This window comes from Arthrobacter sp. RT-1 (assembly GCF_003367205.1).
Classification (GTDB): domain Bacteria; phylum Actinomycetota; class Actinomycetes; order Actinomycetales; family Micrococcaceae; genus Arthrobacter.
Genome location: NZ_QRGQ01000024.1, coordinates 53,774 through 79,325, shown reverse-complemented (window position 1 = coordinate 79,325; position 25,552 = coordinate 53,774). Strand labels below are relative to the sequence as shown.

The 25,552-nt window shown below is 65.9% G+C and carries 33 protein-coding genes and 1 riboswitch; of the genes, 14 read left to right on the top strand and 19 right to left on the bottom strand.

Going from position 1 to position 25,552, the window contains the following annotated elements:
• Positions 1-101: 101 nt before the first annotated feature.
• Positions 102-491, top strand: a complete 390-nt coding sequence (locus DXK94_RS16055; RefSeq protein WP_079596242.1) for a hypothetical protein — start codon at positions 102-104, stop codon at positions 489-491.
• Positions 492-517: 26 nt separating this feature from the next.
• Here DXK94_RS16055 and DXK94_RS16050 read toward each other — a convergent pair whose 3' ends face one another.
• Positions 518-838, bottom strand: a complete 321-nt coding sequence (locus tag DXK94_RS16050) for a chorismate mutase (RefSeq protein WP_079596243.1) — start codon at positions 836-838, stop codon at positions 518-520.
• Between the two features lie 19 nt (positions 839-857).
• On the opposite strand from DXK94_RS16050, the gene DXK94_RS16045 reads away from it, so the two are divergent.
• A complete protein-coding gene (locus tag DXK94_RS16045; protein WP_115525727.1) occupies positions 858-1,280 on the top strand; it encodes a VOC family protein in 423 nt (140 codons plus the stop codon).
• A gap of 43 nt (positions 1,281-1,323) precedes the next feature.
• On the opposite strand, the gene DXK94_RS16040 is transcribed toward DXK94_RS16045, so the two are convergent.
• Positions 1,324-2,067 (bottom strand): SOS response-associated peptidase, encoded by a 744-nt coding sequence (locus DXK94_RS16040; RefSeq protein ID WP_395929743.1) that lies wholly within the window; start codon positions 2,065-2,067, stop codon positions 1,324-1,326.
• A 147-nt stretch (positions 2,068-2,214) separates the two neighbouring features.
• Between DXK94_RS16040 and DXK94_RS16035 the strand changes: the two genes are divergently transcribed.
• The gene (locus tag DXK94_RS16035; RefSeq protein WP_079596246.1) at positions 2,215-2,472 is read left to right on the top strand and encodes a mycoredoxin; all 258 of its coding nucleotides are present in this window, start codon (positions 2,215-2,217) and stop codon (positions 2,470-2,472) included.
• A gap of 36 nt (positions 2,473-2,508) precedes the next feature.
• On the opposite strand, the gene DXK94_RS16030 is transcribed toward DXK94_RS16035, so the two are convergent.
• The 4 genes from DXK94_RS16030 to DXK94_RS16010 form a co-directional block, all read right to left on the bottom strand.
• Entirely contained in the window at positions 2,509-3,258 is a 750-nt protein-coding gene (locus DXK94_RS16030; protein WP_115525725.1) for a lipoyl protein ligase domain-containing protein, read from the bottom strand.
• Positions 3,259-3,463: 205 nt separating this feature from the next.
• On the bottom strand, positions 3,464-5,176 hold the full coding sequence (locus tag DXK94_RS16020) for an AarF/ABC1/UbiB kinase family protein (protein WP_115525724.1): 1,713 nt from the start codon (positions 5,174-5,176) through the stop codon (positions 3,464-3,466).
• A gap of 5 nt (positions 5,177-5,181) precedes the next feature.
• Positions 5,182-5,724: a PadR family transcriptional regulator gene (locus tag DXK94_RS16015; protein WP_115525723.1), complete on the bottom strand. Its 543-nt coding sequence runs from the start codon at positions 5,722-5,724 to the stop codon at positions 5,182-5,184.
• Positions 5,725-5,811: 87 nt separating this feature from the next.
• On the bottom strand, positions 5,812-6,615 hold the full coding sequence (locus DXK94_RS16010) for a thioesterase family protein (protein ID WP_079596250.1): 804 nt from the start codon (positions 6,613-6,615) through the stop codon (positions 5,812-5,814).
• 159 nt (positions 6,616-6,774) lie between these two features.
• Here DXK94_RS16010 and DXK94_RS16005 point away from each other — a divergent pair, with 159 nt between their 5' ends.
• The gene (locus DXK94_RS16005; RefSeq protein ID WP_079596251.1) at positions 6,775-7,452 is read left to right on the top strand and encodes an endonuclease/exonuclease/phosphatase family protein; all 678 of its coding nucleotides are present in this window, start codon (positions 6,775-6,777) and stop codon (positions 7,450-7,452) included.
• A 10-nt stretch (positions 7,453-7,462) separates the two neighbouring features.
• On the opposite strand, the gene DXK94_RS16000 is transcribed toward DXK94_RS16005, so the two are convergent.
• Positions 7,463-7,969, bottom strand: a complete 507-nt coding sequence (locus DXK94_RS16000) for an NUDIX domain-containing protein (RefSeq protein WP_079596413.1) — start codon at positions 7,967-7,969, stop codon at positions 7,463-7,465.
• 50 nt (positions 7,970-8,019) lie between these two features.
• On the bottom strand, positions 8,020-8,211 hold the full coding sequence (locus DXK94_RS15995) for a DUF1918 domain-containing protein (RefSeq protein WP_079596414.1): 192 nt from the start codon (positions 8,209-8,211) through the stop codon (positions 8,020-8,022).
• 73 nt (positions 8,212-8,284) lie between these two features.
• Here DXK94_RS15995 and DXK94_RS15990 point away from each other — a divergent pair, with 73 nt between their 5' ends.
• Both DXK94_RS15990 and DXK94_RS15985 read left to right on the top strand, forming a co-directional pair.
• On the top strand, positions 8,285-8,791 hold the full coding sequence (locus DXK94_RS15990; RefSeq protein ID WP_079596252.1) for a metallophosphoesterase: 507 nt from the start codon (positions 8,285-8,287) through the stop codon (positions 8,789-8,791).
• A gap of 90 nt (positions 8,792-8,881) precedes the next feature.
• On the top strand, positions 8,882-9,775 hold the full coding sequence (locus DXK94_RS15985; protein ID WP_079596253.1) for a glucose 1-dehydrogenase: 894 nt from the start codon (positions 8,882-8,884) through the stop codon (positions 9,773-9,775).
• Between the two features lie 3 nt (positions 9,776-9,778).
• Here the strand turns inward: DXK94_RS15985 and DXK94_RS15980 are convergent, their stop codons facing one another.
• Genes DXK94_RS15980 through DXK94_RS15965 form a run of 4 tightly spaced genes read right to left on the bottom strand, consistent with a single transcriptional unit; the run spans position 9,779 to position 12,528 of the window.
• Positions 9,779-10,222 carry a DUF1810 domain-containing protein gene (locus DXK94_RS15980; RefSeq protein WP_115525722.1) on the bottom strand — a complete coding sequence of 148 codons (444 nt, stop codon included), beginning with the start codon at positions 10,220-10,222 and terminating at the stop codon, positions 9,779-9,781.
• Positions 10,206-10,775, bottom strand: coding sequence for a DNA alkylation repair protein (locus DXK94_RS15975; RefSeq protein WP_115525721.1), 570 nt, complete (start codon positions 10,773-10,775; stop codon positions 10,206-10,208). The genes DXK94_RS15980 and DXK94_RS15975 overlap by 17 nt, the downstream gene beginning before the upstream one ends.
• Positions 10,772-11,128, bottom strand: a complete 357-nt coding sequence (locus DXK94_RS15970; RefSeq protein ID WP_079596256.1) for a TraR/DksA C4-type zinc finger protein — start codon at positions 11,126-11,128, stop codon at positions 10,772-10,774. Before DXK94_RS15970 ends, DXK94_RS15975 begins: the two co-directional genes overlap by 4 nt.
• A gap of 35 nt (positions 11,129-11,163) precedes the next feature.
• Entirely contained in the window at positions 11,164-12,528 is a 1,365-nt protein-coding gene (locus tag DXK94_RS15965) for a lytic transglycosylase domain-containing protein (protein ID WP_115525720.1), read from the bottom strand.
• A gap of 147 nt (positions 12,529-12,675) precedes the next feature.
• Here DXK94_RS15965 and DXK94_RS15960 point away from each other — a divergent pair, with 147 nt between their 5' ends.
• Together DXK94_RS15960 and DXK94_RS15955 are read left to right on the top strand one after the other, a co-directional pair.
• On the top strand, positions 12,676-13,644 hold the full coding sequence (locus DXK94_RS15960) for a hypothetical protein (RefSeq protein WP_258868575.1): 969 nt from the start codon (positions 12,676-12,678) through the stop codon (positions 13,642-13,644).
• Positions 13,645-13,828: 184 nt separating this feature from the next.
• Positions 13,829-13,998, top strand: a riboswitch (cyclic di-AMP (ydaO/yuaA leader).
• A gap of 3 nt (positions 13,999-14,001) precedes the next feature.
• A complete protein-coding gene (locus tag DXK94_RS15955) occupies positions 14,002-14,856 on the top strand; it encodes a LysM domain-containing protein (RefSeq protein ID WP_115525719.1) in 855 nt (284 codons plus the stop codon).
• 88 nt (positions 14,857-14,944) lie between these two features.
• Here DXK94_RS15955 and DXK94_RS15950 read toward each other — a convergent pair whose 3' ends face one another.
• The 6 genes from DXK94_RS15950 to DXK94_RS15925 all read right to left on the bottom strand — a co-directional run bounded on the left by DXK94_RS15950 (position 14,945) and on the right by DXK94_RS15925 (position 20,730).
• Entirely contained in the window at positions 14,945-16,420 is a 1,476-nt protein-coding gene (locus DXK94_RS15950) for a YdiU family protein (protein WP_115525718.1), read from the bottom strand.
• Positions 16,417-17,874: an APC family permease gene (locus DXK94_RS15945; RefSeq protein WP_115525717.1), complete on the bottom strand. Its 1,458-nt coding sequence runs from the start codon at positions 17,872-17,874 to the stop codon at positions 16,417-16,419. Before DXK94_RS15945 ends, DXK94_RS15950 begins: the two co-directional genes overlap by 4 nt.
• The gene (locus tag DXK94_RS15940; RefSeq protein WP_115525716.1) at positions 17,871-18,893 is read right to left on the bottom strand and encodes a ribonuclease Z; all 1,023 of its coding nucleotides are present in this window, start codon (positions 18,891-18,893) and stop codon (positions 17,871-17,873) included. The genes DXK94_RS15945 and DXK94_RS15940 overlap by 4 nt, the downstream gene beginning before the upstream one ends.
• A gap of 65 nt (positions 18,894-18,958) precedes the next feature.
• Entirely contained in the window at positions 18,959-19,141 is a 183-nt protein-coding gene (locus tag DXK94_RS15935) for a hypothetical protein (RefSeq protein ID WP_115525715.1), read from the bottom strand.
• Between the two features lie 95 nt (positions 19,142-19,236).
• Positions 19,237-19,668 (bottom strand): hypothetical protein, encoded by a 432-nt coding sequence (locus DXK94_RS15930; RefSeq protein ID WP_115525714.1) that lies wholly within the window; start codon positions 19,666-19,668, stop codon positions 19,237-19,239.
• Positions 19,669-19,752: 84 nt separating this feature from the next.
• A complete protein-coding gene (locus DXK94_RS15925) occupies positions 19,753-20,730 on the bottom strand; it encodes a dienelactone hydrolase family protein (protein ID WP_115525713.1) in 978 nt (325 codons plus the stop codon).
• Between the two features lie 166 nt (positions 20,731-20,896).
• Between DXK94_RS15925 and DXK94_RS15920 the strand changes: the two genes are divergently transcribed.
• From DXK94_RS15920 to DXK94_RS15895, 6 genes are all read left to right on the top strand, one after another.
• Positions 20,897-22,099, top strand: a complete 1,203-nt coding sequence (locus DXK94_RS15920) for a globin domain-containing protein (protein WP_115525839.1) — start codon at positions 20,897-20,899, stop codon at positions 22,097-22,099.
• A 19-nt stretch (positions 22,100-22,118) separates the two neighbouring features.
• A complete protein-coding gene (locus DXK94_RS15915; RefSeq protein WP_115525712.1) occupies positions 22,119-22,877 on the top strand; it encodes an SDR family NAD(P)-dependent oxidoreductase in 759 nt (252 codons plus the stop codon).
• An 83-nt stretch (positions 22,878-22,960) separates the two neighbouring features.
• Positions 22,961-23,482: a DUF2087 domain-containing protein gene (locus DXK94_RS15910; RefSeq protein ID WP_258868574.1), complete on the top strand. Its 522-nt coding sequence runs from the start codon at positions 22,961-22,963 to the stop codon at positions 23,480-23,482.
• A gap of 29 nt (positions 23,483-23,511) precedes the next feature.
• The gene (locus DXK94_RS15905; RefSeq protein ID WP_079596266.1) at positions 23,512-24,030 is read left to right on the top strand and encodes a hypothetical protein; all 519 of its coding nucleotides are present in this window, start codon (positions 23,512-23,514) and stop codon (positions 24,028-24,030) included.
• Positions 24,027-24,221: a hypothetical protein gene (locus tag DXK94_RS15900; protein WP_115525711.1), complete on the top strand. Its 195-nt coding sequence runs from the start codon at positions 24,027-24,029 to the stop codon at positions 24,219-24,221. Before DXK94_RS15905 ends, DXK94_RS15900 begins: the two co-directional genes overlap by 4 nt.
• 21 nt (positions 24,222-24,242) lie before the next feature.
• Positions 24,243-25,112, top strand: coding sequence for an HNH endonuclease (locus DXK94_RS15895; RefSeq protein WP_115525710.1), 870 nt, complete (start codon positions 24,243-24,245; stop codon positions 25,110-25,112).
• A gap of 20 nt (positions 25,113-25,132) precedes the next feature.
• Here DXK94_RS15895 and DXK94_RS15890 read toward each other — a convergent pair whose 3' ends face one another.
• Entirely contained in the window at positions 25,133-25,405 is a 273-nt protein-coding gene (locus DXK94_RS15890) for a hypothetical protein (protein WP_079596269.1), read from the bottom strand.
• Positions 25,406-25,552: the final 147 nt, after the last annotated feature.

Below are 25,552 nucleotides of genomic sequence, written 5' to 3'. Positions count from 1 at the left end.
CGGCCAACGCATCCACAGGTGGGCAGGGAAGCCTCGCCGGCTTCCTCCGTTTCCTCAGCACAGGGGTGGACGGACCGTACGCCAGGGAGCAGGATTGTGCCATGGACACCAAAGACGCACTCCTCAAGCAGGTCAGCATCAAAGCCCAGGACTCAACCCTGGTGGCCACCTTCGATCTGGACGGTACTATTCCAGGCTCCGGCGCCTACGTGGTGGGGCTTGTCGCGGCCAGCCCGGACTACTCCTCCCAGCGGCGGCTCGGCATTGAATTCATGAACGGCGAACCCATCGCCTTCTACTCGTTCAGCCACGAGCAAAGCACGGAAGAGAACTACGACCTCTCGGGCGTAACCCACTCAGAGAACTCCATCACCGGCCATTTTCCCCTCGCGGCCATTAATGGGCTCGGAAAGTCACACGTCATGACAGGCTTCAGCGAGGCGGACGGCCGGGAATTCCAGTCCGGCGTTCCGGTGGATGAAGCACTGTAAGAAGGCGTGAGCTGACCTGTAAAGGGTCAGCTGTTTTGTTTGTGGACCCGCATCTCGAGCTCGATGAAGCCGGAGATCATGGCGCGGTAGGTCGATTCGACGATGTCCGGATCGATGTCCTTCTTTTCGGCCGCGGACCGGACATGCTCGATGATCCGTTCCACCCGCCCCGGGGCGCGGACTTCAGCGTCGTCGCCCTTCAGGGTTCCGGCGATGCGGATCAGCCGTTCGCGGCGGGCGATGAGGGTGACAATCTGCTCATCCACTTCGTCAACAGCAACCCGGACGGCAGCGAGCTGTTCCTTGTCGGCCAAAGCGTCTCTATCGTTTCCTTGAATTGTTGCCATCGTCTGACAGTATCGAAGCATGCAGCCCCGAGTCGACTTCATCTCATTAGGTGTCAGCAGCGTCCCGGCGTCCCGTGCCTTCTATGTTGAGGGCCTCGGCTGGCCGGTCCACCAGGAGGTCCCCGGCGACGTCGTCTTCATCCAGGTAAACCACGGCCTTGTGCTCTCCCTGTGGGACGCCCGGCAAATGCAGGCCGAGGCGGGCGTCAGCGCCCCGGGTCCGGTGCCGTGCATCACCTTGAGCCACAACCTTGCCAGCACGGAAGAGGTGGACCGGGTCATGGCGGAGGCAGCAGCGGCGGGGGCCGCCATCATCGCCGAGCCGGTGACGCAGCCCTGGGGCGGCTACAGCGGCTACTTCGCCGACCCCGACGGTTTCCGCTGGGAAGTTGCGTACAACCCCACCTGGGCAGTGGACGACGGCGGCGCGGTCACCGTATAGGCCGGCGGCAGCGCCGCATGGCCTGCTGGAGAAGCCCGGCCTGCTAGAACAGGGCCTCCACCGGCTGGATCAGTTCGGGCCCGTTGTTGCGCACGTTGCCTACCTCCTTGCCCACGGACTCCACCCGCCAGTCCGCTGCCACGTCCTTGACCCCCGACCGCACCAGGTCCACCAGCCCGGCGGCGTCGTCCACGTCGGGATCGAGCCAGGCCTGCATGGTCGCCTTGTCCATGGGCAGGGGAACCCGGTCATGCAGTGCGGTCAACTTTCCGAAGACCGTCGATTCACTGCCCGGAGGCGGCGTATCGGTCGTCAGGATCGACGTGGACAGCAGCCATTGCCCCGGTTCCCCGGCTGGGACGGACGGGTCCTTCCACCATTCGTAGAGCCCGGCAAAGACCAGGCCCCGGTTCTCTCCGGGATGCACGTAGTAGGGCTGCTTCGATTTCCCGGGGCCCTGCTTCCATTCGTAGTACCCGTCTGCCGGTACGGCGCAGCGCCGGGACTGCACGGCCTTGCGGAAGGCCGGCTTCTCCAGCACCGATTCGCTCCTGGCGTTGATCATCCGTGACCCGATGCCGGGATCCTTCGCCCAGGAAGGGACCAGGCCCCACTTTGCAACATGCAGCTGGCGTACCTGCTTACGGGCCGGGCCGTCGTCGATCAGCCGTTCCAGGACGATCGGGACATCATCGGTGGGCGCCACGTTCCACGAGGGCGGGATGCTCACCTCGTCCTCCAGCTCGGCGTCGAACTCTGCCAGGAGGTCCCCCACGGCACGTGCCATCACATAGCGTCCACACATGGCTCCAGCATGCCATCGGCGCCACATACTGTCATCCAGGCGGCACCGGGACCTCCGGGCAGGGGGAATACCGGGCGGCGCGCTACCGTTGACAGGAACGAAACCTACATCGACGCAGAGGAGAATTCTGTGGACTTCACTCCCGAATCCGGCACCATCACCATGTTTTCCACCACCTGGTGCGGTTACTGCAACCGGCTCAAGAAGCAGCTGGACGCGCAGGGCATCGGCTACACCGAGATCAACATCGAGGAAGTGGAGGGCACGGCCGAACTCGTGGAGCAGCTGAACGGCGGCAACCGCACCGTTCCCACGGTCCTGTTCCCGGACGGCACAGCCGCCACCAACCCCTCCGCCGCCGAGGTCAAGACGCGCCTGGCAGCATAACCACCGCGGCCGCCCGGCCGTTCGAACCGTTGCGGGTCATGCCCCCAGGCTGCTGAAGGAAGCAGTTTCCAGGGTGGCATGGCCCGCATACGTCTGCAGGACTGCATCCACCACGGCCTCCACATTCACGCCGGGAACCAGGTCGTCCACCGCCCCGGCCGTGGCAGGGTCCCACTCCAGCCCCAAGGCTGCGTAGCTGTCGGTCAGGACTCTCCGTATCGGTGCGGAGTTTTCCACCACGATCACCGAACTGAAAAGCCACCCGCCGGCAACCACCCGCTGGGCCGTGCCCACGAGTTTCACGCGGTGCGCCGGGCGGGCGGAATCAGTGCCGTGCACGCTGAACTCTCCGGGGCAGTATTCACCGGGTATTTCCCCGACAGCCGCCTGCACCCCTGCCCTGCGCAACGCCTGGGCAAACAACTCCCCGAAGTGCCCGAACCGGGTCTTGGAGCCGGCAACGGCATCCGGGTCCGGCTCGATGTGGTCCACCACCAGGGTCCCCTGGTGGTAGGCGGCGGCGCGTCCCCCGGCCCTGCGCACCAGCGGCTCGAAGCCGTTGTCCCTGCATGCCTGCGCGGCTGCTTCGAATCCCGGCAGGCGGGTGTCGCGCTGGCCGAAGGCGACGGTGGGGGCGGGCCGGTAGAGCCGCAGGGTTGGCCCGATCTCCCCGGACTTGGCCCTGGCCAGGAGCTCCAGCCCGAATTCCAGGTCACGGCCTGCTCCCAGCGAGGCTTCCTGCCGCACCACTGTCAGTGTGCGGGGTCCCGGACCGGCGTCATGCATGTTGCTAGGCTCCCTTGTGGTCTTGCTGTTCCTTGTTGTTGCCGCCGCGTTCGCCGTGGATTGACGCCGTCTGGCTCAAACTCGGCCCCGTTCTACCGCAGCCATTTCGGGGAGCTGCCGGCGGACAAGCCCCACCTAGGTTACGCCGTAGCCTTCCAGGTCATTTACACCGCGGCATCGTGTTCGACCGGTTCAGCCTCCCGCATCACAGGCCGCGGCGCCCCACCCACAGGCCGTGGAGCAGCGGGACCACGGACGCTGCCATCAGCAGGTTGCCCAATGCGGAGTCGTCCGCCCGTATCAGGGCCCCCGCAATGAGAAGGGCAGCGAAGACCACGGCCGACGCCGAACGGCGGGCCGTGCGGTCCAGCCGGGCAACCTGCCGCTCAAGGCGCGGGTTGGCAACAGGGAGGTTCCCCTCCTCAGCGCGGGTGATGAGGCCGTCCAGCCGCCCGGGCAGCCGAAAGGCGAGTCCCCCGGCGTCAATCGCCTGCCGGGCGGCGTCCTGCACGATGTTGCCGCGCTCGTCGCGCAGCAACCGGGCCGCATACGGTTCCACCGAGTCCCAGAGGTTGTAGCGGGCGTCCAGGGAGCTGCACACCCCCGAGGTCAGCGATACTGCGCGGATGATGAGCAGGAAGTTCTCCGGCAGCTGGAATGGCAGTGAACGGACCACGTCGCCGAATTCCACCGCGAAGTCACGGAACTCGCCTGGATCCACCTCGCGGAGTTCCGCGAAACCCATCCCACCGAACCGGGCGAAGAGATGCGTCATGGCCCGCTCCAGCTCCACGGTGTCGGCCGCCGGTACCAGGACGCCCACTTCACGGATGGCGGCAACGAGTCCCTTGCCGTCACGAGCTGCGGCAGCGATCAGGAGCCTGCGCAGGCCGGTGCGGGTTGAGGCTGTGACCTCGCCCATCATGCCGAAATCGATGAACGTCAGTTTCCAGGGATGTTCCCCGGCGCCGGCAGGTGCGGGGGTGACGAAGATGTTGCCGGGGTGGGGGTCGGCGTGGAAGAAGCCGTTGGTGAACAGCTGGTCGAACATGACCGCGGCGAAGACGGGAGCCACCGCCGCGGGGTCGATGCCGGCCGCACGAAGCGCAGCCACATCGGTGATCTTGATGGCCGTGACATCCTCGAGGGTGAGGACGCGGCGGGTGCACCGCTCCCAGACGGGCAGGGGCACCTGCACTCGGACGTCGCCGGCAAAATCGGCGGCGAATCGCTCGGAGCCGGCAGCCTCGTGAAGGTAGTCGATCTCCTCAAAGCTGGTCTGCGCGAATTCCTCCAGCAGGGCGGGCATGTCGGCACGCTCGGACACAAACCGGAAGTGGCTGAGCCATCCGGCCACCCTGCGCAGCGCGGCCAGGTCGACGTCGACGATCGCGTCAATCCCCGGACGCTGCACCTTGACCACAACGTCCTTGATCCCGAACTCGTCGGCGTCGTCAGGAAGGAGCCGTGCACGGTGCGCCTGGCCCAGGGATGCGGCGGCGAGCGGAGTTTCCTCGAACATAGCGAACGCCCGCTCAAGCGGGAATCCCAGCTCGGACTCGGCAAGGGCGCGGATGGCGGGGAAAGGGACCGGCGGAACCTCGTCCTGAAGGCCCTCGAGCTCCTCGGTGATTTCGGGTGGCAAAACGTCAAGCCGGGATGACAGGAACTGGCCCACCTTGATCATCAGGCCGCCCAGGTCCACGGCCAGGACATGGAAACGCCGGGCGAAGCGCTGCATCCTCGGCGAACGCGTCCGTGCGGCAACCCTGGCCAGCCCGATCCTGGGGAGGAACAGTTCGAACCACCAGGTGATTGCCAGGTGCCAGGCAGCGAACCGGAGGATGCGGCGGTAGCGGGCACGGGTGTTTCCCGCGCCCGGTGCCGGAGCGGACCGGCCCCGGCGGAGGGACGGCACCCGCGTCAGTCCTGGGCGAGAATCGAGTACATCCGGCGGCGTGCCTCCTCGAGGACCGCCACGGCCTGCCTCACCTGTTCGGGTGATCCCGTGCGGTTCACCTGCGCCGCTGCCTGGGCGAGCTCAACGCCTGCCTTGGGCAGGGACATGAACTCGGCTCCGCCGTGGGGGCCTGCTGCGTCCCATGGAGCCGATGGGTGGTCGCGGGCAACTTCCTCCCGGCCGGCTTCGGTGAGGCTGTAGATCTTGCGGCCGTTGGATTCCTCGGCACTGATGACGCCCTCGTCGGCCAGCAGTTGAAGCGTGGGGTAGACGGAGCCCGCGCTCGGCTTCCAGCTGCCGCCGCTCCGGTCCTCAATTTCGCGGATGATCTGGTAGCCGTGCATGGGGCGCTCTGCCAGCAGGGCCAGCACCGCCGCCCGCACTTCGCCCTTGCCGGCGCGGGTGCCGGCGCGCTTCTCGAACCGGGAACGCAGTTCGTCCACAGCCTGCCACAGGCCGTCGATATTGGTGCCGCCGAATCCATATGTCGGGTACGAGCCACGCATGACGGTCTCCTCTGTGAATCGCGAACGATATACAACGATACTTAACGATACAACCGGGGAGGCCCGGCGGGGCGGCCGTCAGAGGAGTCAGGTCCTGCGGAGCGTCAGGATCTGCTCGGCGCGGCCGAACGGGCCCTGCCGGTCGTGCAGGACCGTTGACGTCAGTCCAATCCCGTCCCGGCCGAAGGACACGGCGTTGTCCAGGCCCAGCCACTCCCCCTCCGGGCGGCGGTACATGTGGATCTGCAGGTCCAGGTTGGGAAAGGCGTAGCTGTCCTTGCCGGGCGGAACCCGGGCGGCGATGCCGTTGGCTGTGTCCACCAGCCCCATCAGCCGGGCCAGGTCGCTGCTGTCGTTCCGGTCCGTCAACGGATGGTCGGTGCGGAGCCAGACTTTGCCGGCCCCCGGCCGGTGCCCTTCGGCCACGCGCATCTCCAGGGACCTGATGTAGCCGCCGGGCCAAACGGCGGAACCGTCATAGGGTTTGCAGTCGTCGGGCCCGGGAATGGCCGTGTCCTCGATGGCTGCCACCGCGGCGGTATCGCTGGTGATCATCCGCCACGCCGTGGCGCGGATGGCGGTCCGGCCGTCGGCAACGAGTTCGGCCTGCAACAGCTCGATGGTCCGCCCGGGCCGGAGGGTGGAGGTTTCGATGTGGAACCCGCCGCCGGGGATCAGCCCCAGGATCTCGTAGCTCAGGCGTGCCATCCGCATGTCCGCCCGCGGCTGGTGCCGTTCCAGGGCATCAGCCATCAGGCCGGACGCGGGTGCCATGTGCTGCTCGTGGACGTTCCAGGCGCCCTGCGCGTGGATGGTGGAGCGGAAGCGGCCGCCGCCCAGGTTTTGGTAGTAGGCATTGCCGTGCGCCAGTTCGGGAAGCTCTTCAGTCAACGGTGACCTTTCGGCGGATCTCAGTGAATTGGCACTAACTCTATCTGCTGGGGCCGGAGGACCGGCCAGCGGGTCGGATTGAAATGTTTGAACGTGGAGGAAGGCAGCGGACTAGACTCAGGAACTGGTCCTGTCAGCATCCCTCGGAAGAGGTGTTCCATGCGCGTCATCAGCTACAACCTCCGCAAGCACAAGGCCAGCGGCGAGCTCCTCGCCCTGGCCCGGAATCATGACATCGATGCGCTGTGCCTCCAGGAGGTGGATTCCAGCGACCTGCCGGAAACCCTGGGTCCCCTGCACCTGGCGGACACCACCAAGGGCAACCGGCTGGGTTTGGCCATCTACTACCGCACCAGCCGCTTCACCGCGCTGGACACCCAGTCCTTCGCGCTGAAGAAGTCGATGCATGACAGGGTGCTGGCACCGGCCCATGAGAGGCTGATCGGAACGCGGGTGATGGACAATGACACCCAGCATGAACTGGTGATCGGATCGTTCCACGCCGCCCCGCTCACCGCGTCCAATTCGCTTCGCCGCAAGCAGATCCATGCCGCCCATGCCGAGCTGCTGAGCATGGGCAAGGGCCTGATGACCCTGATGGTGGGCGACTTCAACTACCCGTTCTTCACCAAGAACCTTGATATCCACATGAAGAATTCGGGTTATGCGCTGTCCCTGAGCAACCGCCGCACCTACACCCGGTACAAGGTTTTCAAGGGCCACTTCGACTTCGCGACGTCCCTGGGCCTGGACATCCAGAGCGTGGAGACACTTCCGCGCGGCAACTCGGACCACCTTCCCATCCTGGTCACCGCCGAATACGGCCCGGACTACTAGGCAGCGCGCCTTACCGGGACGCCAGCCGCTCCCGCAAGGCAGGCCATGCCGCAGCGAATCCGGGGTGCAGTTCCTTCGATTCCACCTCGCCCAGCGGAACCCAGAGCAGTTCAATGCTCTCGGGATCGCTGATCACCGGATCGAAAGGCTCCCGCACCAGCACCACCACGGTGGTGTAGGACCAGTAGCCGAGATCCAGCACCGAGGTGAAGAGCACGTCCACGCCCGCAGGCGGCACCGCCGCTTCCTCAAAGGCTTCGCGGAGGGCCCCGTCAACGGGTTCTTCGTTTTCGTGGAGGGCCCCGCCCGGCAGCCCCCAGGTACCGCCGTTATGGCTCCAGACAGCCCGATGCTGGAGCAGAACGCCTTTGGACGGGTCATAGGCAAGCACTCCCGCAGCCCCGAACCGGCCCCAGTAGCGGCCGCGCTCCCCCTCCACCCAGGCGTCACCGGGATCCCGGGGACCGGTCCGGACGGGCGGAGTGGAGGATGCTGCGGAGGCCGGTGAATGATCCATCACGCCAGTCTGCCAGCTCATTCATCCTGGGCCCAGCACACCGCCCGGCCTCAGGTGCCGTGCCCGCGGTCGACGGCGAAATCGCCGCCGGGATACATGATGGTTTCGTGTCCGTCGTCAAAGCGGACCAGGTAGGGCGGTGTTCCGCCCTGGCCACGCACTTCAACGATCACCCCGTGACGGTCCGTGGATCCCACAGTCCTTCCGTGGACGATGATCCGGTCACCCTGCGCTGCCTCCATGGCAATCACCTCCAGCCCCCAGATTACGTCCACGCGGCGGGCCGGAACAGGCCCCGCATGGCAGGATTTCCCTATGCCGCTCAGCCTCCTCCTGATTGCCGATACCCATGTCCCCAAACGGGCCAGGGACCTTCCCGCCCAGGTGTGGTCCGCCGTCGAGCACGCCGACGTGGTGTTCCATGCGGGGGACTGGGTGGAGGCGGCATTGCTGGACCGGTTGGAACAGCGGAGCCGTTCGCTGGTGGGCGTGTACGGGAACAACGACGGCCCGGACCTGCGCAGCCGCCTCCCCGAAACGGCGCACATCACCCTGGAAGGCGTCCGTTTTGCCATGGTGCATGAAACCGGGCAGGCCAAGGGGCGGGAGTTGCGGTGCGAGGCCCTTTTCCCGGATGCCGATGTCCTGGTTTTCGGGCACAGCCACATCCCCTGGGACACAACCTCCCCAAGAGGCCTGCGGCTGCTGAACCCGGGCTCCCCCACGGACCGCCGCCGGCAGCCCGCCTGCACTTTCATGACAGCGACGGTCGACGGCGGCAAGCTCGCGCAAGTGCGCCTGGTGGAAGTCCAGCGGGTGTAATCACGGGTTGGCAGGTGGCCGCTCGATGCCTAGGCTTGAACGGTAAGCATGCTTAGCTTTTGGAATCCACCAACCACCAGGAGGACCACCATGACAGACCAGTACACCTTCCGTAACCCGGTCACCGCCTACGAGCAGATCTCCCCGCCGGAACAGCACCAGCCCGAGCCCGGCCTGGATGCGGAGCTGACGCCCAAGGCGGACCTCGGGGAGGACACCTACCGCGGTACCGGCCGGCTGGAGGGCCGGAAGGCGATCGTCACGGGGGCGGACTCCGGGATCGGCGCGGCGGCGGCCATCGCCTTCGCGCGGGAAGGGGCCGACGTTGTCCTGTCATACCTGCCCCAGGAGGAGGAGGACGCTGCCCGGATTGCCGGCATCATCGAAGCCGCGGGCCGCAAGGCCGTCAAGGTTCCCGGGGACCTCAAGGACCCGGTGGTCTGCCGCGAGGTCGTGGACACGGCGGTGGCTGTCCTGGGCGGCGTGGACATCCTGGTCAACAACGCGGGCAAGCAGGTGGCGCAGGAGGAGCTGGCCAACATCACCGACGAGCAGTTCGACCACACGCTCAAGACCAATGTGTATGCGATGTTCTGGCTGACCAAGGCCGCGCTGCCGCATATGCCTGCCGGCTCCACCATCATCAACACCACGTCCGTGCAGGCCTACAACCCGTCGCCGACGCTCGTGGACTATGCCACCACCAAGGCCAGCATCAACAATTTCACCAAGGGCCTGGCGCAGCAGCTGGCGCCCAAGGGCATCCGGGTGAACGCCGTTGCGCCGGGGCCCATCTGGACCCCGCTGCAGGTCAGCAGCGGCCAGCCGAAGGAGGACCTGCCGGAGTTCGGGCAGTCCACTCCCCTGGGCCGCGCCGGGCAGCCGGCGGAACTTGCGCCCGCGTACGTGTTCCTCGCCTCTCCGGAGTCCAGCTTCGTCATTGGTGAAACGCTGAACGTCAACGGCGGCAGCCCCACGCCGTAGCGCCTATGCGCCGTCCTGTTCAGCCAGCAGGGCGTCAGTGGCTTCGTCCGGCTGGCCGTCGAAAAACTGGGCCAGGACGGTTTTGAACACCGTTTCGCCGGGCGCGGCGCGGAGGAAAAGCGTCATGGACGACTGCAGTTTGCGGGCGTCGATGCCGCCCAGGATGTCCTCTGCGGCGCGCCCGGCGTGATTGGTGAGTGCCTGGGCGCATGCGAGCAGGCGCGGTCCCAGCACGTCGTGCTCAAGGTATGCGCGGGCTTCGGCCAGCGAGCTGATGGCGTATGTCCGGGACGTTGCGCTGTGCCCCAGGCCCGCAATCTGCGGAAAGATGAACCACATCCAGTGGCCGGATTTTCGGCCCAGTTGCAGCTCTGCCAGCGCCTGATCGTAGGTTCCGCCGCTGTCCTGCGCCGAGACGAAGCGTTCCAGGTCAAAGGGCTCGTTCATGGGTGTCTCCTTGTGGTGGGGCTTCCGGTCTGGCTTGCTGGTCAATCAGGGCCGCTGCCTGGCGCAGCCGGGTGTCCGGGTCCTTCCGCCACCGGGCCAGGACGACGTCCGCCCGCTGCCGGTCCCGGTCGGGCAGCCCGGCAAGCAGCGGCACCACCACATCGGCCACCAGCGGATCGGCGAGTTCCCGGGTCTGCGCGGAGCGGAGGAAGGCCTCCATCCGGGTCAGGTCGGAGTGCCGGAGGACACCCACCCTGGACTGGAGCAGCACCACGGCCGCCAGCCGCCGTTCGAAGACGGGCCGGGCACCCGGCTTCGGCTGGCCCCACAGGGCGGAGGCGAGCAGCACCACCCCGTCATGGTCCAGGTCCTTGTACTTCCGGAGTGCATCGCGGACGGTTCCCCGGACTGCGCCCACCGAGGAACCGTAGGAGGCGAAGGCCCCGCCCAGCCTGCTCCCGACGTCGTCCGCCCGGTACCAGGCACCCTCATTCTGCAGCGTGCGGTCAACGAATCCTGCCGCAGCCGTGACGATGTCCGCGGTGCTGCTCACTGACGGCCCGCCGCAGCATGGTTGATGCAATACGGCGTCCAGGGCCGGGCCTCCAGCCGCCCTTCGGCTATGGCTTCACCGCAGACGGCGCAGCTGCCGTAGGTCCCGGCTGCAAGGCGTGCGAGGGCGGCCTCCACCTGGTCCAGGCCTGCGCTGCTCTGCTTCAGCAGCGCCGAAGCCTGCGAGAGTTCGAAGGCGATGGTGGCGCCCTCCGGATCGTGTTCGTCATCCACGTTCGAGTCCTGGCGGGCCGAGTTGGCCGAGGCGATATCCGCGCGGAGGGAGGGGAGCAGGGCCACCTTCCGTTGCCGCTCCTCCTCGAGCATGATCCGGAACCGTTCGAAATCAGGCATGTGAAAAGCGTAACCGCCCGTGCATCCAGTGCGGGTCAGTACCAGTTTTTAGCCACGGAGTGGTTCCAGGCCGCGCACGGCGAGCCATACCGTTCACGGATGTAGCCAAGGCCCCAGTCGATCTGCGTGCGGTAGCTGGTGAGCCAGTCGCCGCCGGCGCTGGCGTATTTGCCCGGCGGCAGCGCCTGCGGGATTCCATAGGCGCCCGAATAGGGGTTGGTGGCGGTGGTCAGCCAGTTGGATTCCTTGGTCCAGAGCTGGGCGAGGCACAGGAACTGGTCCTGGCCCCAGCCATAGGCGCCCAGGCGGCCGGAGGCATAGGTCTTTGCCCCCGCCGGATCGTTGACGGCGCCGCCGGGCACGGAAGGTACGACGACGGCGGGCGGGCCGGGCGGGACAGCAGGCACCGGCGGAGGTGCTGGAGCGGCGGGAGCCGCCGGGACAGGATTCGCCTGTGCCGGATTGGGACGGGCCGGATTGGGAGGGGCCGGATTGGGAGGGCCGGGATTCAGGAGCCCGGGATTCGCGGCCGGCGGATTCCGGGCTCCGGCACCGGCAACACTGGCGCCGGCTGCCGCCGGCCGGCGGGCCTGTTCCTCGGCGGCTGCCCGCTTTGCCGCCTGGGTTGCCTCATAGGCCGCGAGCGCCGCCTGGCCCTGCCGGTACTCCCCCTCCACTGCCGCCGTCGTCCCCTTGAGGGAGGCAAGCTGTGCGGTCAGTTCCCCGCTGCGCCGCTGCTCCTCCGCGATCTGTCGCGCCACAGCATCCTGTGCGGAACGCGCTGCGTCCAGTTTGCTCTTTGCCTCCTCGGAAAGGCGCTCGCGCTCTGCCCTGGCAGCCTTCTCCTGGTCGGCCAGCGAGGAGGTGATTTTCCCGGCGGTCGACGCCTTGTTGACGAGGGCTGCGGTCTTGCCACCCACAATGTGAACAACGTTGAGCCCATGGACGCTGTTGGCCTCCAGGGCGTCCAGGGCCACGAAGAAACCCATGGCTGTCCCGCCGGTGCGGTAGGACTGGGCGGCCAGCGCGCCGATCTCCCTCCTGTGCTGCAGCAGTTCACCGCTTGCCTGGGCAGCCTGCGCGGCCAAGGCGTCCACCCTGGCGGTGGCGGACTGGAGGGCGGCGTCGGCCACGGCATAGTCCGCAGCCGATGTCACTGCGGCGCTCCCCACCGACTCGGACTGGCGCTGCAGGCCGTTGAGCAGGTCATTGATCCTGGAGATTTCGGCGGCCTTGCCGGTCTCCGTCTGCTGCGCCTTCTGCACATCCTCCCAGGACGGATACCCGCCGGGCGGCATCTCAACGGCTGATGCGGGGAGCAGCGCGGCCGAGGTGGCGAGGGCAACGCCCAGCAGGCCTCCCAGCAAGGGGGATTTCGCCTTGGTCACAAACGGGGACATAGTTCCGAAGCCTACCGGCGGCCGACTGACCCCATCAGTCACAGTAGCCACATCGTTACATTTTCTTGCGATGGCGACGCTGATGCCAGCGTTCGTCGCCATGCACAGGATTCCGCCGTCCGTGCGTGCCGATCCTAGACTTGTGGCATGGGCGGGAATGGCGCACCGGCAGGAACTGGAGTGCTCCGTCCACACCCTCGCCGCCTGCGGGTCCTGGCCGCGGCGGCAGCACTGGCGACGGTACAGGCAGCGTCGGCCTGCACATCCTCCCCGGCGCCGGAGACTACCGGGGAGACACCGACTGCCACAGCAGGGCAAGGACCCATAGCTGTCGAGCTAAACCAGTCGCGGGACCAATATGGCAAGCCTGAGGTCCAGCTGCAGCTCACCAATACGTCAGACGCTGCGGTGACGCTGATCCAGGCCGAAGTCATCTCTGCCTTCTTTCAAGAAGCGATCAGCTGGATGCCCGCCGGGGATGACCTCGAACTGCCGCCCGGCCAGCCGAAAAGCCTGCCGGCGGCGCTTCCCGCTGCAACATGCGAAGGGCGCCCCTCCCCGGACGGGGAAACGGCGAAGGCCACCGTCCTCGTGACCTCACCCGGACAGTCCCGGCCGCGGCAACTGACCTTCAGCGCCTCTGATCCATTCGGGGTCCTCCGGCGCAACAATGGCGAACTCTGCCTCGCCACCGCAGTAGCCGCCGTGGCGGACATCCGCCTGGGCACGCAGCTGGAGGTGGCGCCGGACGCGCGCACCGCCGTCGTCCACCTTGTGGTGGCCCCGCACCCGGCAGCAGATAGGAAAAACCCGGACCAGGCGGCCCGGTCCCTGACCATACGGAGCATTGGCGGCACTCCCCTGCTGGCCGAAGCGCCCCGGAATCCCTGGCCGGAAAACCTCACCCTCACGGCGGGTGACGTCCCCCGTCAGTTCCCCTTGCATATCCGCCCCGCCCGCTGTGACCCGCATGCCATTGCGGAGGACAAGGTGGGCACTGTGCTGCCTCTGCAGGTCACTGTCGACGCCCGGCAGGGAGCTATCCGCGTTCCCGCAGGAGCGGTGTTACGTGCGCAACTTTATGACTTTGTTACGCGATCCTGTGCGCAGGGTTAACAAAAGCTATCAGCCGAGGTCAGCCCGGCAGCGTGCCCGACAGTCAAGACGATTGCTTAATCCGAGAGAAGGGCCTCGTATGTTATCCAAATGTGACAATCGGCTGCAGGGCGGGTTATGGTCTTTCACGTGTCCCTCCCAAGCGGGACATTCCCCTCAGCATGCCGAGCCCTGCCGCTGATACGGGATTCAATCGCTTTCCTGTTGGCAGGGACGGGGGAACCAAGTTTCCGCGGCTTTTTCAAAGCCTTGGGGTTAAGTCGATAGCGCCTCGTTCCGTTCGGGGTTGCTTTCGGCCGGGTATCTCCAACCCGAACCCGACAGCTCACCCCGCAGGCATGGGAGAGGCGATCAACCGTGTCAAAAAATTCCATCACCGCCCGTCACCGCGCGACTCCAGCCCGCTCGATCGTGCTTCAGGGTTTGGCTGTTTCCGCCAAGTCCCAGGCCCGGACGCTCGGCCGCCCGGCCCTCGCAGTTGCCGCTGCATCCGGCATTGCGTTCGGCGTCGGAGCTCCGGCCCATGCAGGCGTGACCGGCCCGGACAGCACCGAAGCCACTAACGTCCAGGCCTACTCGGCGCCCGCCGCCGCAGTTGCCGCCCCCGCAGCAGCAGCCGCCGCCAACGTCCACACCGTTGTTTCCGGTGACACCCTGGGCGCCATCTCGGCAGCCAACGGCGTCAGCCTCAACGATGTCCTCGCCGCCAACGGGCTGGACATCTCGACCATCATCTACCCGGGCGACCAGATCACCATCCCGGGCGCCGGATACGCAGCACCCGCCGCCGCTCCGGTCCAGGCCGCATCAGCTCCCGCGAACACCGGCATGAACATCTCCTACGCCTCCACCGCCCCCGCTCCGGCCCCGGCCCCGGCACCGGCTGCTCCCGTTGCCACCGGAACGGGCACCGGCGCAGCCATCCTGGCCAACGCCTACGGCCAGCTCGGCGTCCAGCAGGATTGCACCGCCATGGTGGAGAAGGCTCTCCGCGCCGTTGGCAAGTCCGTGGGCGACCTGGCCCCGGGCCAGTTCTACCAGTACGGCTCCGTGGTGGGCACCCCCGCCCCGGGTGACCTGGTGATCACTGCCGGCCACGTGGGCGTCTTCGCCGGCAACGGCCAGGTTGTCAGCGGCGGCGTTGACGGCTTCAAGACCGAGGTCCACTCCATTAGCTGGCTCAGTGGAGCTTCCTTCGTCCGCGTAGCGTAATTTCGCTCGCATACCGAAGCAGCGCAGACAAGGGCGGCAGCCGGGATATCCCGGCTGCCGCCCTTGTCTCGTTCCCGGCCCTTCCGGGTTACGTACCGCAGAAGGTCATGTAGGTGCCGAAGTCTTCCGGCGGGCCTTCCGTGTAGCGTTCAAGGCCCGGGCGTTCATCGTAGGGAGCACTGACGGCCTGCAGCAGCCGGTGCAGCGGATCAAGGTCCCCCCCGGTGGCGGCCGCGAGCGCTTCCTCCACGAGGTGGTTGCGCGGGATGTACACCGGGTTCACCGAATCCATCAGGTCAGCGTCGGGATCCAGTGCCAGCCACTGCCCGGCCCAGGCGTCGAACGCGGCGAGGTCCAGGACCATGCCGCGGGCCGGCCGGACGTTCCCGCGCGCTGCCTGGCCGAGGTTCCGGAAGAACTGGGTGTAATCGACGGGGCCGTCCTTGAGCAGCGCAACAACCCCGTCCACCAGCTCCGATGCTGCGGCGTCCCCAGGGCTTCCGGCCGGGGCTTCCGGGAGGCCCAGCTTGGTTTTCATGCCGCTGAACCAGGCATCGCTGTACTGCTTCCGGAATTCGCCCAGGGCTTCCACGGCGGGGGCAACGGCCTGTTCCTGGTCCTCATTGAAAAGCGGCAGCATCGCTTCGGCGAGGCGGGCGAGGTTCCATTCGGCCACGACGGGCTGGTTGGCGTACGCATAGCGTCCGCCGACGTCGATGGAGCTGTAGACCGCGGCGGGATTAAAGGCGTCCATAAAGGCGCAGGGTCCGTAGTCGATGGTTTCACCGGAGATGGTCATGTTGTCCGTATTCATCACACCATGGACAAACCCCACCAGCATCCACTGCGCCACCAGCGAGGCCTGGGCGGACACTACGCCCTTAAAGAGGGCCAGGTACGGGTTTTCTGCTTCGGCAGCGGCCGGGTAGTGCCTGGCGATGGCGTGGTCCGCCAGCCGGCGCAGCAGCTCAATATTGTCCGTAGCCCGCGCGTACTGGAAACTTCCCACGCGCAGGTGGCTGCTGGCCACGCGCGCCAGGACCGCGCCGGGCAGCATGTCATCCCGGCGCACCTGCCGTCCGGTACCCACCACGGCCAGCGAGCGGGTGGTGGGGATGCGCAGCGCATGCATCGCCTCGCTCACCAGGTACTCCCGCAGCATCGGCCCGACGACGGCACGTCCGTCGCCTGCCCGCGCAAAGGGTGTGCGGCCAGAACCCTTGAGATGGATGTCCCGCAGGCGGCCGCTGGCGTCCACGATCTCGCCGAGGAGCAGGGCCCGGCCGTCGCCGAGCAGGGGCGAGTAGCCACCGAACTGGTGTCCGGCGTAGGCCTGGGCCACGGGGGTTGCCCCTTCCGGCAGGTGGTTGCCGAGCAGGAGCCGGACGCCCTCGGGCGTGCGCAGGTAGTCCGGGTCGAGTCCCAGCTCATGTGCGAGCGCCTCATTGAAGACCAGGAGCTGCGGGTCGGGGGCTTCCTCCGCCTGCCAGGGAACCGCCAATTCCGCCAGTTCCCTGGCGAAGCGGCCGTCGAAAGTAACTGTTGATTCTGCAGAGGCAGTCATGGATTAACCCTATCCGTGTCGTTGGAATCCCTGTCGTTTGTCCGCCGGTTGACCAGCCAGGTAACCAGCCACAGGACAACCCCGATCACCATCAGTCCGCCGGCAATCTGGTACTGGATCACGTTGCGGCCCACCCACGGGCCGGCAAGGAACGCGCAGAGCAGTGCCGCCACGAGGGGCAGTTGGCCGGGCGAGGTGAAGAACACCTTCCGGTCGGGGTCCCGCTTCCGCCGCAGCACCAGGCAGGCCACGTTCACCACGGTAAAGACGCACAGCAGCAGGAACGCCGTGGTGCCGGACAGGTTGGCCACAATGTTGCTCTCGGGATCGCTGGTCACATAGAGGATCAGGCCCAGCGCGAGGATGGTGGAGAAGGCGATGCCGGCCCAGGGGGTGCGGCGAACGGGCAGCACCTTCCCCAAGGCCCGCGGCAGGACGTGTTGCCGGGCCATGCCGTAGATGAGGCGGCTGGCCATCAGCATGTTGATCAGGGCTGTGTTGGCGACGGCGAAGACGGCCAGGAACGGGAAGACCCTGTCGATCGGGAAGTCGGGTGACCCTTTGTGGACCACTTCCAGGAGCGCGGCTCCCTCAGCTTCCCGGATGCCTTCAAGCTCCGTGGGGGTCAGGACGCTGACCACGGAGACCGCCACCAGCATGTAGAGGAGCACGGCAATACCGAGCCCGGTCAGCATGGTCCGGGGGAAGATCTTTTCGGGGTTCCGGGTTTCTTCCACCATGTTCACCGAGTCTTCGAAGCCCACCATGGCGAAGAAGGCGATGGAGGTGGCGGCGGTGACGGCCAGGAACAGTCCCTTGTCCTGGTAGTCGTTGAACACGAAGATTTCGCCCGGATTGCCTGTCCCCTGGGCCATCACGTAGAAGCCGACGCCGATCACGATGCAGAGCGCGATCATCTCCACCAGGGTCAGCACCACGTTGAATTTAACGCTCTCCCCCACGCCGCGCAGATTGATAACCGCCAGCAGGAGCATAAACGCGAGGGCCACTGCAGTGATCACGCCCTGCCCCGGATCACCCATCACCCCGTTGATCTCCAGCCCGCCGAAAAAGTTTTGGGCCAGGACGTTCGCCGATGTCGACGCGCTGGTAATGCCGGAGCAGACCACAGCGAAGGCCACGAGGAAGGTGACGAAGTGGATCCCGAATGCTTTGTGCGTATAGAGCGCGGCCCCCGCGGCCTGCGGATACTGGGTGACCAGCTCAAGGTAGGAAAAGGCTGTCAGCGTGGCCACCACGAACGCCAGCAGAAAGGGCAGCCAGACGATGCCGCCCACTGTCCCTGCCATGGTTCCGGTCACGGCATAGACGCCGGCTCCGAGGATGTCCCCCACGATGAACAGCAGGAGGAGTTTGGGGCCGAGCACCCGTTTGAGGGCGGGTTCCTTGTCTTCGGGAGTAACGTCAAACACTTCTTCGGAAGTTGCGCTCATTGTCGGCCTCCACGCCGGGTCGGGTGGCCAGCTTCCGGACTGCTGCCACGTATTTCACTGTGATCCTCCTTGTGCGCTTTGGCAATGCTCCCGCGCCCCACGGCCGGTCCCGCCGGGACGCCGCCCTCCTGCCAGCGCTCGCGCCGGGGGAAGGCGATCCGTTGCAGGTCTTGGGCGGCAATGACACGAGTGCTGCCCGCCCGCGCAGCGGCCTGCCCGGCAAGCATGGTGAGGTCGTCGCCGTACCTGGACGAGAAATGCGTGAGGACCAGGGTGCCGGCAGCGCCGCCTGCCGCCAACTCTCCTGCCTGCCCGGCGGTGAGGTGGCGGTACTGGTGCGCCAGCCCGGCGTCGTCGTCGCTGAAGGTGGACTCCGCGACCAAAAGATCCACGCCGTCGGCCAGCTCTTCCGCGCCCCTGCATGGAGCGGTGTCCATGACGAACGCGAAGCGCTGCCCGGGCCGGGGCACGCTGACGTCTTCCAGTCCGACGCCGGCGAGGGAGCCTTCGCGCTGCAGGCGCCCCACGTCGGGGCCTTCAATGCCCGCTGCCGCGAGCAGGTGGGGCAACAGGGTGCGGCCGTCCGGTTCCGTGAGCCGGTAGCCGTAGGTTTCGATGCGGTGCTTCAACGGCCGGACGTCCAGCCCGTCAGCAATAGCCCCGGACGTGCGGTGGGGCTGGAGCCTCAGGTCGATCCCGGGCGAACTGATGGAAACGAGGGCCCGGACCACATCCTCCCCGGACGCTGGATAGTGGAGGTGTACGGGATGCGTGACCCCGTCCAAAGCCATGCGGGACAGCACGCCGGGCAGGCCGAAACAGTGGTCGCCGTGGACGTGGGTGAGGCAGATCCTGGTGATCTGGCTTGCCGATACACCGGCATGGATCATCTGGCGCTGGGTGCCCTCGCCGGGGTCGAAGAGCAGGCCTTCGCGGTCCCAGCGCAGCAGGTACCCGTTATGGTTCCTGCTGCGGGTAGGGACCTGCGATGCAGTTCCAAGGACAATGAGTTCACGCATGGTTATAGGTGGAAACCAAAAAGCAGGCTCCGGAGGAACCTGCCTTGTGGTGTGTCGTGTGGGGGTCAGTGCCGCCTGAGCATTCCCATAATCTTGCCGGCGATGCCACTTTGCCTGCCGCCCACCGCACCGGTTGTGTGCGGGGTGCGTCCTGGTGCGCCGATGCCGCGCCGGCGCACTGTTCCGCCGGTCTCGGCCCTGCCTGCGAATCGTCCAGCGGCGTTCCTGATCATGCTTCCCAAGTTCATGTGAAACTCCTTCAGTCTTGATCTTGCCAACCGATATTCATCAGTCTGCTTAGTATTTTAGCCCACTTTGGGCCGAAGGCCAGATGCTCTTGGCTTTAGCGTTCCAGATCGTCGGGATCGAACTCGCTCAGCGGGGAACCGCCGAAGTTTTCCGTGTCGTCACTGCCCTCGGCTTCCGCACCGCCGGGGTTTTCGCCAAAGTCAACGTCTGCAACGGCTTCGCCGAGGGTCGGCGTATCAGGGGGCACCTGCTCATCGCCGGCCTCATACCGGGCCTCGGCCGTCTCGTCCCGCAGTGTCTGATCGCTGAGAAAGTCCTCTTCTTCGCCGGACACGGCCTCGTCCTGGAGCAGGGGATCTTCCTGCCAGCGGTCCGGATTGTTTTCGGCGGCACCCGGGTAGTTGTCCGGTTCGCCGGAGACGGGGTCGAGTTCGAAGGATGCGGCGGCGCCGGGAGTCTCGTCGAGAGGCACGTCGTTTTCCTCGACAACTTCCAGTTCGTCGTCAGGGAGGTTCTGTTCAGTCATGATGATGCCTTCCTCGTGATCGGCTTACCCAACAATAGTAAGCATACTGATGAACGGCAGGGGTGGAAACCAGCCGTCCGCGGACTAAAGGTGCTGCCCGAACCAGGCCATCGTGTCGTTCCACGCGGCAGTTGCTTGCGCTTCGTTGTAGCGCTCGCCGGTGTCGTTGTGAAAGGCATGGTCGACGCCGGGATAGACGGTGAGCTGATGGGTTACCGACGTTGCGGCCAAAGCGTCGCGGAGTGCCGGCATGGCTCCGGTGATGCGCTGGTCCCGCTCCGCGTAGACGCCGAAGACGGCCGCCTTGATGCCGGGAACCCTGTTGAGGTCCGGGGCCGGTCCGTAAAACGCGGCAGTGGCTTTAAGGCCGCTCAGTTCTGTGGCCGCCTGCCAGGTAATGCCGCCGCCGAAGCAGTAGCCGTTCATGCCGATGCGGGCAGGGTCAACGAAGTCCTGTGCCGCCAGGTAGTCGAAGGCCGCGGCGAAGTCGCCCACGTGGCGCGGTGCACCGGCCCTGGTCAGCGCACCCGGCACGGCGTCGGGGTCCATGCCCGCCGTTCCTCCTTCCCTGCTGAGCAGGTCAAGCGCCAGGGCGCTGTAGCCAGCCTTGGCAAAACGCCGGGCCACGTCCTGGATGTGCGGCGTCAGTCCGCGGTTTTCGTGGCAGATCATTACGGCAGGACCAGCCGCTGCGGCCTCCTGCCGGGCAAGGTAACCACTGATGTCCGTGCCGCCGGAGGGGAAGGTGACGGTCGACGTCGTTATCCCCTGCGTGCCCTCCGGAACGGACAGCGGGCTCGTGGCTCCGGGAACGGCGCCCGACGTCGACGTGCCGTTGCCCGCCGTCGAGGATGACGGACTGGGCGTGGGCATGGGGTCCGTACTGCGCGGGACCTCCTCGGGCGTGCAGCCCACGAGAAGCATGGCGGCGGAAGCGGCGGTCATACTCCCGGTGATGAATGCCACCCGGCGGGTGAAGGTCCGGTGGGTCATGTCGCCGGCCCGGTAGTCGTCGAAGAATTCCTCGATCAGGTACTTTTCGAATTTGCCCAGCTGGACCATGGCCGCCTCCTGGAGTAGATCACCATCGTTGCCTAACTCCAGGCCGAGGACAAGGGGTTTTCGGCTGCCTGGACCGGTCGGTTGCCTCTTCTCCCGGGGTGCCAATGCTGTTAGATTTGCACCCCTGAAGGCTGGCCGCTGCCAGGACATTCCGGAAGGACCGATGATGCTCTCTGACACGTCACGTCCCGTCATCGAGGCGACCCTGCCCGTGGTCGGAGAGCATATCGGGGAGATCGCCAAACGCTTTTACAAGCACATGTTCGAAGCGCGGCCGGACCTGCTGGACGGTCTCTTCAACCGGGGCAACCAGGCGGACGGCCGCCAGCAGCAGGCGCTGGCCGGATCAATCGCTGCGTTCGCCAAGTATTTAGTGGAGAAACCGGACCAGCTACCTGACCACCTGCTGTCACGCGTTGCCCATAAACACGTCTCGCTCGGCCTGAGCCCGGACCAGTACCAGACCGTCCATGACCACCTGATGTGGGCAATCGTCGATGTGCTGGGCGACGCTGTCACCCCGCCAGTTGCCGAGGCCTGGGACGAGGTCTACTGGCTGATGGCGAACATGCTGATCAACAAGGAACGTGGCCTCTACAACGCGGTGCACCTTTCACCGGGCACCATCTGGCGGACGTGGCGGGTGGCCGAGCGCATCCAGGAGACCGAGGATGTGGTCACCTTCGTGGTGGAAAGGACCGACGAACGCGAGGTCAGGCCGTCCCTGCCCGTACAGTACGTAACCATCAAAATGCTGATGAACGACGGCGTGCATCAGCCGCGCCAATACAGCCTCACCCGCGCGGACGACGGGAAACACCGGCATTTCGCGGTCAAAAGGGTGCACGGGCTGGGCACTCCCGACGGCGAGATGTCCAACCTGCTGCACAACGACGTCAAGGTGGGCGACGAAGTGGTGCTGTCAGCGCCTTTCGGCGACGTGGTGCTGGGGTACACGGACAGGCCGGTGGTTCTGGCGAGCGCAGGGATCGGCATCACTCCGATGGCCGGAATGCTGTCCCACCTGGTGAAGGCCGGCTCGCAGCGCCAAGTGATGTTCCTGCATGCAGATGACACTCCGGCCTCGTTTCCGCTCCGCCGGCAGGTCACCGAGGACCTCAGCCTGCTGGCTGACGGATCCCTGTACACCTGGTTCCTGAATCCGGATGAAGATCCAGGCGGCACCTCATTCCAGGGGTTCATGGATATCAACGCGGTGGAGTTTCCGATCGACGCCGAGTACTACCTCTGCGGCCCGCTGCCGTTCCTCCAAGCCGTCCGGAGCGACCTGATCGCTACGGGAATTCCGGCGAAAGACATCCAGTACGAAGTCTTCGGGCCGGATCTCTGGCTCGCCGACTTCCAGTAGCCCATAGAGAGAGGACAGCATGGCACAGTTCACAGGCAAAGTTGCGCTGGTCACCGGCGGCGGCTCCGGCATCGGCGAGGCAATCTGTAAGGAAGTCGCCGCCAAGGGTGCCAGCGTGGTGGTAAGCGACATCAACGTGGAGGCGGCGGAGCGCGTTGTCCAGGAAATCGTTGGCGACGGCGCGACCGCCTCGGCCGTCCGCCAGGACACGGCGAACAAGGAGGACGCCGAGAAGGTTGTCCGCCACGCCGTTGACACCTACGGGGCCCTCCATTTGGCCGTCAACAATGCGGGCATCGGCGGCAAGCAGGCACCCGCCGGCGAAACCGACCTGGACGAGTGGGACAAGGTCATCGGCATCAACCTCAACGGGGTGCTGTACGGCATGCGTTACCAGATACCGCAGATGCTCGCTGCCGGCGCGGACAAGTGCGCCATCGTGAATATGGCCTCCATTCACGGAAGTGTCGCAGCCCTGGGGAACGGCGCTTACACCGCCGCAAAGCACGGGGTGGTGGGGATTACCAAGAACGCCGCCGCCGAATACGGACCCCAGGGCCTGCGCATCAACTCGGTTGGCCCCGGTTACATCCGGACGCCGCTCGTTGAGAGCAGCCTCAGCGCCGAAGCCCTGCAGGTGCTCGAAGGAAAGCACGCCCTGGGCCGGCTTGGCAGGTCCGAGGAAGTCGCCCACCTCGTTGCCTTCCTCCTGTCCGAGGACGCATCGTTCATGACCGGTGGCTACTATCTCGTAGATGGAGGATACACAGCCGTCTGAACGGAGAGGCGCCGTCTCTCCGGGCCGCCTCGTTTCGTTCACTCGCAATACGGCCGGGGCGGATGTGGAGTAAGGACAACGGAGTGACTGGAAGCAGGCGGATGAGCGGACCGCACTGGCGGCGTGTGATGGCAGCTCTCGCCAACGATGACGCAAGGGCTGCGTACGCGCACATAGTGCTCGGCGCCGAGGTCCCTGGTGATGCCAACGATCAACGGCGTAAGCGGGCCGTCGCTGCCCTGCTCGATTCCGGTCTTGTGGAACGGAATGCTTCCGGTGACTTGGAGGCACCCGGATCGATATTCCGTGACCTCCTGGGGCAGCAACCGCGACGGCAGGCGCAGACAGGTTTGGACCGGTTCATGCGCCTGGGCAGGATCGAGAGGTATCCCGCTAATAAGGCAGAGCGGCGGGAGCTCCTGGCCTGGATAGTCAGTCAGGCCATCAAGCCGGGTGAAACCCTGACGGAGAGACAGGTCAATGAACGGCTCCTCAGCTATACCGACGACGTAGTGCTGCTGCGCCGCTACCTGGTGGACTTCGGGCTGCTGTCACGTACGCCGTCGTGCTCCTCGTACTCGTTGCCGGAAGAAGAACACGCTTAGGGTTTCATCCCGCCACTTATGCTGGTCGGGTGACTCCCGCCCCCTCCCCCAGCCCGCTCGACGTCGTAGTCCATTCAGGGCCGGCCGACTGGTGGGTAATACTTGCCGGCCTGGGACCCCTGGCCGTTCTCATTGCGGCCCTTCTGGCTTTTTACATCAACTGGCGCACGCTCAAACAGCGTACGGCTGCAGACAAGACGGCACTGGATCAAAAGCGGGAAGCGGACGTCCAGGCGCTGAGGCAGAAGACCGAAGCTGACAGCCGCGCCGAATGGTGGCGGCGGACCCAGTGGGCGCTGGACCGCGCATTGGACGACGATGAAGGGACCAAAGCCCTGGGGCTCGCGACGCTGGAAGTTCTGGCGCGGAGCGAACTGGCGCGCGAGGAGGAACTCGAGTTGTTCGATATCGCCTGGAAAAACGTCTCCGGCGATGAGAACGGGGAGGACTACGACTCCGCCCAGGATGTCCCGTCCGTGGACTCCGATGGAGACATGGGCGACAATGAAATGACTGGTAAGCACAAGACTGAGGAGGTTGGACAATGAGCGCTGCGTCATCTGAACACCGGTTTGTCCATACTCCCCGGAGTACCACCGCCAAACCGGCGAAGAAGAAGGCCACTCCTGCCGAGCACCGTGTCCAGGTTGCAGCGGCCAGGCTACGGGTGACGCTCGATGAGCGTCTCGGACGTGAAACGCCCGCCAAAACCAAGGCACTGGCCAAGGAACCCATCTAGTCCGGCTGCCTGGCTAAAGCAGTGGCAGCAGTAATTCTGGGATGGAATACGGACGGGCGGAACCCTTGGAACTACCGGGACGCCGTCGAGCAGGTCAGGGAAGCCGGCCGGTTTTTTGTCCGCTGGGGTATTAATCGACGCCGGAACATTGGGCCCGAAACGGAAGTTTGGCTTTTCCTCCACGGCAGCAGTGACGCAGGCAGCGGCCTGATCGGCCACGGTGCTGTGCTCACCGGGATCTGCCAAGCGGGGCATCTCCACGATCCGCAGGCAGACGGGCAGTATGTCGGCGTCGTCTTCGACGCCTTGCTGCCCCTTGGCGAGCAGATAAGGCCGGACGTGTTGGCCACAGCAGTGCCCGGCGTCCGGTGGGGCAACGCGATCCGCCAACCGACGACGGTCCCGTTGTCGGCGGAGCCTGGGCTTCGCCGGCTGTGGCGGGAGCTGGGACCTGCCGCCGCCACCGTCAACGAACTGGTTCCAGGAACCTACCCGGTGGAGGCGGTCAGCAGTATTGAAGTGAACCGCTATGAACGCGACCCGGACGCGCGGCGAATATGCCTGGCGTTCCATGGCACGTCATGCGCTGCCTGTGGTTTCTCCTTCGAGGCGCGTTACGGTGAACTCGGAGACGGATTCATCCACGTCCACCACACTGTGCCGGCATCCCTGCTGGGCAACGGATACCAACTGGACCCCGTCGCGGACCTTGTGCCCCTGTGCGCCAACTGCCACGACATGGCGCACCGGGACGCCGGCACAGCACGCAGTGTCACGGAACTTCGAAACATCATTGCCAGCGCAGGCCACCTTCGCGGCGAGATGGTGGCTGAGCAAACACTGGAGGCGCAGGAGAACGCCCTGCGGATCCTTAATGCGGGCCTGGACTGACTGACGGTGCGGGCAGGCAGTTACTGCCCTGCCGGCGTTGTCCCGAACATCAGTGTGCGTCGGCGGACGTCGTAGTACACGGTCGCTGAGCGTTTCAGGAGGCCTTGGAGTACCTCGGCGTCCTCTGCGTCAAGGGTAAGGACCTCCTCCCACGCCCCTTGGTCAAGGACCAGCTGGAGGGTCCAGGTGCCCGGCTTTCCGGCGTCCCCGGCCACCCAGCTGAACTGGTAGTGGTTAACCTGTCGGACCTGGATGCTGTCATCGGTGATTGGTTGTTTTGGTGTGGGGCTCATGGTCCCCTCCTGGATCGGCGGCGGGTAGGCCCTCTGCATAAGCCAATTACCAATGTAGACCTGGCACCCGTCCTGATCCAGAGCACGTAAACCAGGCTCAGGAACCCACAAAATTCCATCAACAACCTGAATCTTTGCGCCCGGCGG

What these genes read in the sequence shown, in the direction of transcription:
- DXK94_RS15930 (WP_115525714.1), bottom strand. Translation starts at nt 19,668, where the DNA reads ATGACTGAACAGAACCTCCCTGACGACGAACTGGAAGTTGTCGAGGAA.
- DXK94_RS16030 (WP_115525725.1), bottom strand. Translation starts at nt 3,258, where the DNA reads ATGCATGACGCCGGTCCGGGACCCCGCACACTGACAGTGGTGCGGCAG.
- DXK94_RS15935 (WP_115525715.1), bottom strand. Translation starts at nt 19,141, where the DNA reads ATGAACTTGGGAAGCATGATCAGGAACGCCGCTGGACGATTCGCAGGC.
- DXK94_RS15925 (WP_115525713.1), bottom strand. Translation starts at nt 20,730, where the DNA reads ATGGTCCAGCTGGGCAAATTCGAAAAGTACCTGATCGAGGAATTCTTC.
- DXK94_RS16055 (WP_079596242.1), top strand. Translation starts at nt 102, where the DNA reads ATGGACACCAAAGACGCACTCCTCAAGCAGGTCAGCATCAAAGCCCAG.
- DXK94_RS16015 (WP_115525723.1), bottom strand. Translation starts at nt 5,724, where the DNA reads ATGCGTGGCTCGTACCCGACATATGGATTCGGCGGCACCAATATCGAC.
- DXK94_RS15945 (WP_115525717.1), bottom strand. Translation starts at nt 17,874, where the DNA reads ATGAGCGCAACTTCCGAAGAAGTGTTTGACGTTACTCCCGAAGACAAG.
- DXK94_RS15985 (WP_079596253.1), top strand. Translation starts at nt 8,882, where the DNA reads ATGACAGACCAGTACACCTTCCGTAACCCGGTCACCGCCTACGAGCAG.
- DXK94_RS15940 (WP_115525716.1), bottom strand. Translation starts at nt 18,893, where the DNA reads ATGCGTGAACTCATTGTCCTTGGAACTGCATCGCAGGTCCCTACCCGC.
- DXK94_RS15980 (WP_115525722.1), bottom strand. Translation starts at nt 10,222, where the DNA reads ATGAACGAGCCCTTTGACCTGGAACGCTTCGTCTCGGCGCAGGACAGC.
- DXK94_RS15960 (WP_258868575.1), top strand. Translation starts at nt 12,676, where the DNA reads ATGGGCGGGAATGGCGCACCGGCAGGAACTGGAGTGCTCCGTCCACAC.
- DXK94_RS15990 (WP_079596252.1), top strand. Translation starts at nt 8,285, where the DNA reads ATGCCGCTCAGCCTCCTCCTGATTGCCGATACCCATGTCCCCAAACGG.
- DXK94_RS15890 (WP_079596269.1), bottom strand. Translation starts at nt 25,405, where the DNA reads ATGAGCCCCACACCAAAACAACCAATCACCGATGACAGCATCCAGGTC.
- DXK94_RS15970 (WP_079596256.1), bottom strand. Translation starts at nt 11,128, where the DNA reads ATGCCTGATTTCGAACGGTTCCGGATCATGCTCGAGGAGGAGCGGCAA.
- DXK94_RS16045 (WP_115525727.1), top strand. Translation starts at nt 858, where the DNA reads ATGCAGCCCCGAGTCGACTTCATCTCATTAGGTGTCAGCAGCGTCCCG.
- DXK94_RS15920 (WP_115525839.1), top strand. Translation starts at nt 20,897, where the DNA reads ATGCTCTCTGACACGTCACGTCCCGTCATCGAGGCGACCCTGCCCGTG.
- DXK94_RS15900 (WP_115525711.1), top strand. Translation starts at nt 24,027, where the DNA reads ATGAGCGCTGCGTCATCTGAACACCGGTTTGTCCATACTCCCCGGAGT.
- DXK94_RS16040 (WP_395929743.1), bottom strand. Translation starts at nt 2,067, where the DNA reads ATGGCACGTGCCGTGGGGGACCTCCTGGCAGAGTTCGACGCCGAGCTG.
- DXK94_RS16005 (WP_079596251.1), top strand. Translation starts at nt 6,775, where the DNA reads ATGCGCGTCATCAGCTACAACCTCCGCAAGCACAAGGCCAGCGGCGAG.
- DXK94_RS15965 (WP_115525720.1), bottom strand. Translation starts at nt 12,528, where the DNA reads ATGTCCCCGTTTGTGACCAAGGCGAAATCCCCCTTGCTGGGAGGCCTG.
- DXK94_RS15995 (WP_079596414.1), bottom strand. Translation starts at nt 8,211, where the DNA reads ATGGAGGCAGCGCAGGGTGACCGGATCATCGTCCACGGAAGGACTGTG.
- DXK94_RS16000 (WP_079596413.1), bottom strand. Translation starts at nt 7,969, where the DNA reads ATGGATCATTCACCGGCCTCCGCAGCATCCTCCACTCCGCCCGTCCGG.
- DXK94_RS15915 (WP_115525712.1), top strand. Translation starts at nt 22,119, where the DNA reads ATGGCACAGTTCACAGGCAAAGTTGCGCTGGTCACCGGCGGCGGCTCC.
- DXK94_RS15950 (WP_115525718.1), bottom strand. Translation starts at nt 16,420, where the DNA reads ATGACTGCCTCTGCAGAATCAACAGTTACTTTCGACGGCCGCTTCGCC.
- DXK94_RS16050 (WP_079596243.1), bottom strand. Translation starts at nt 838, where the DNA reads ATGGCAACAATTCAAGGAAACGATAGAGACGCTTTGGCCGACAAGGAA.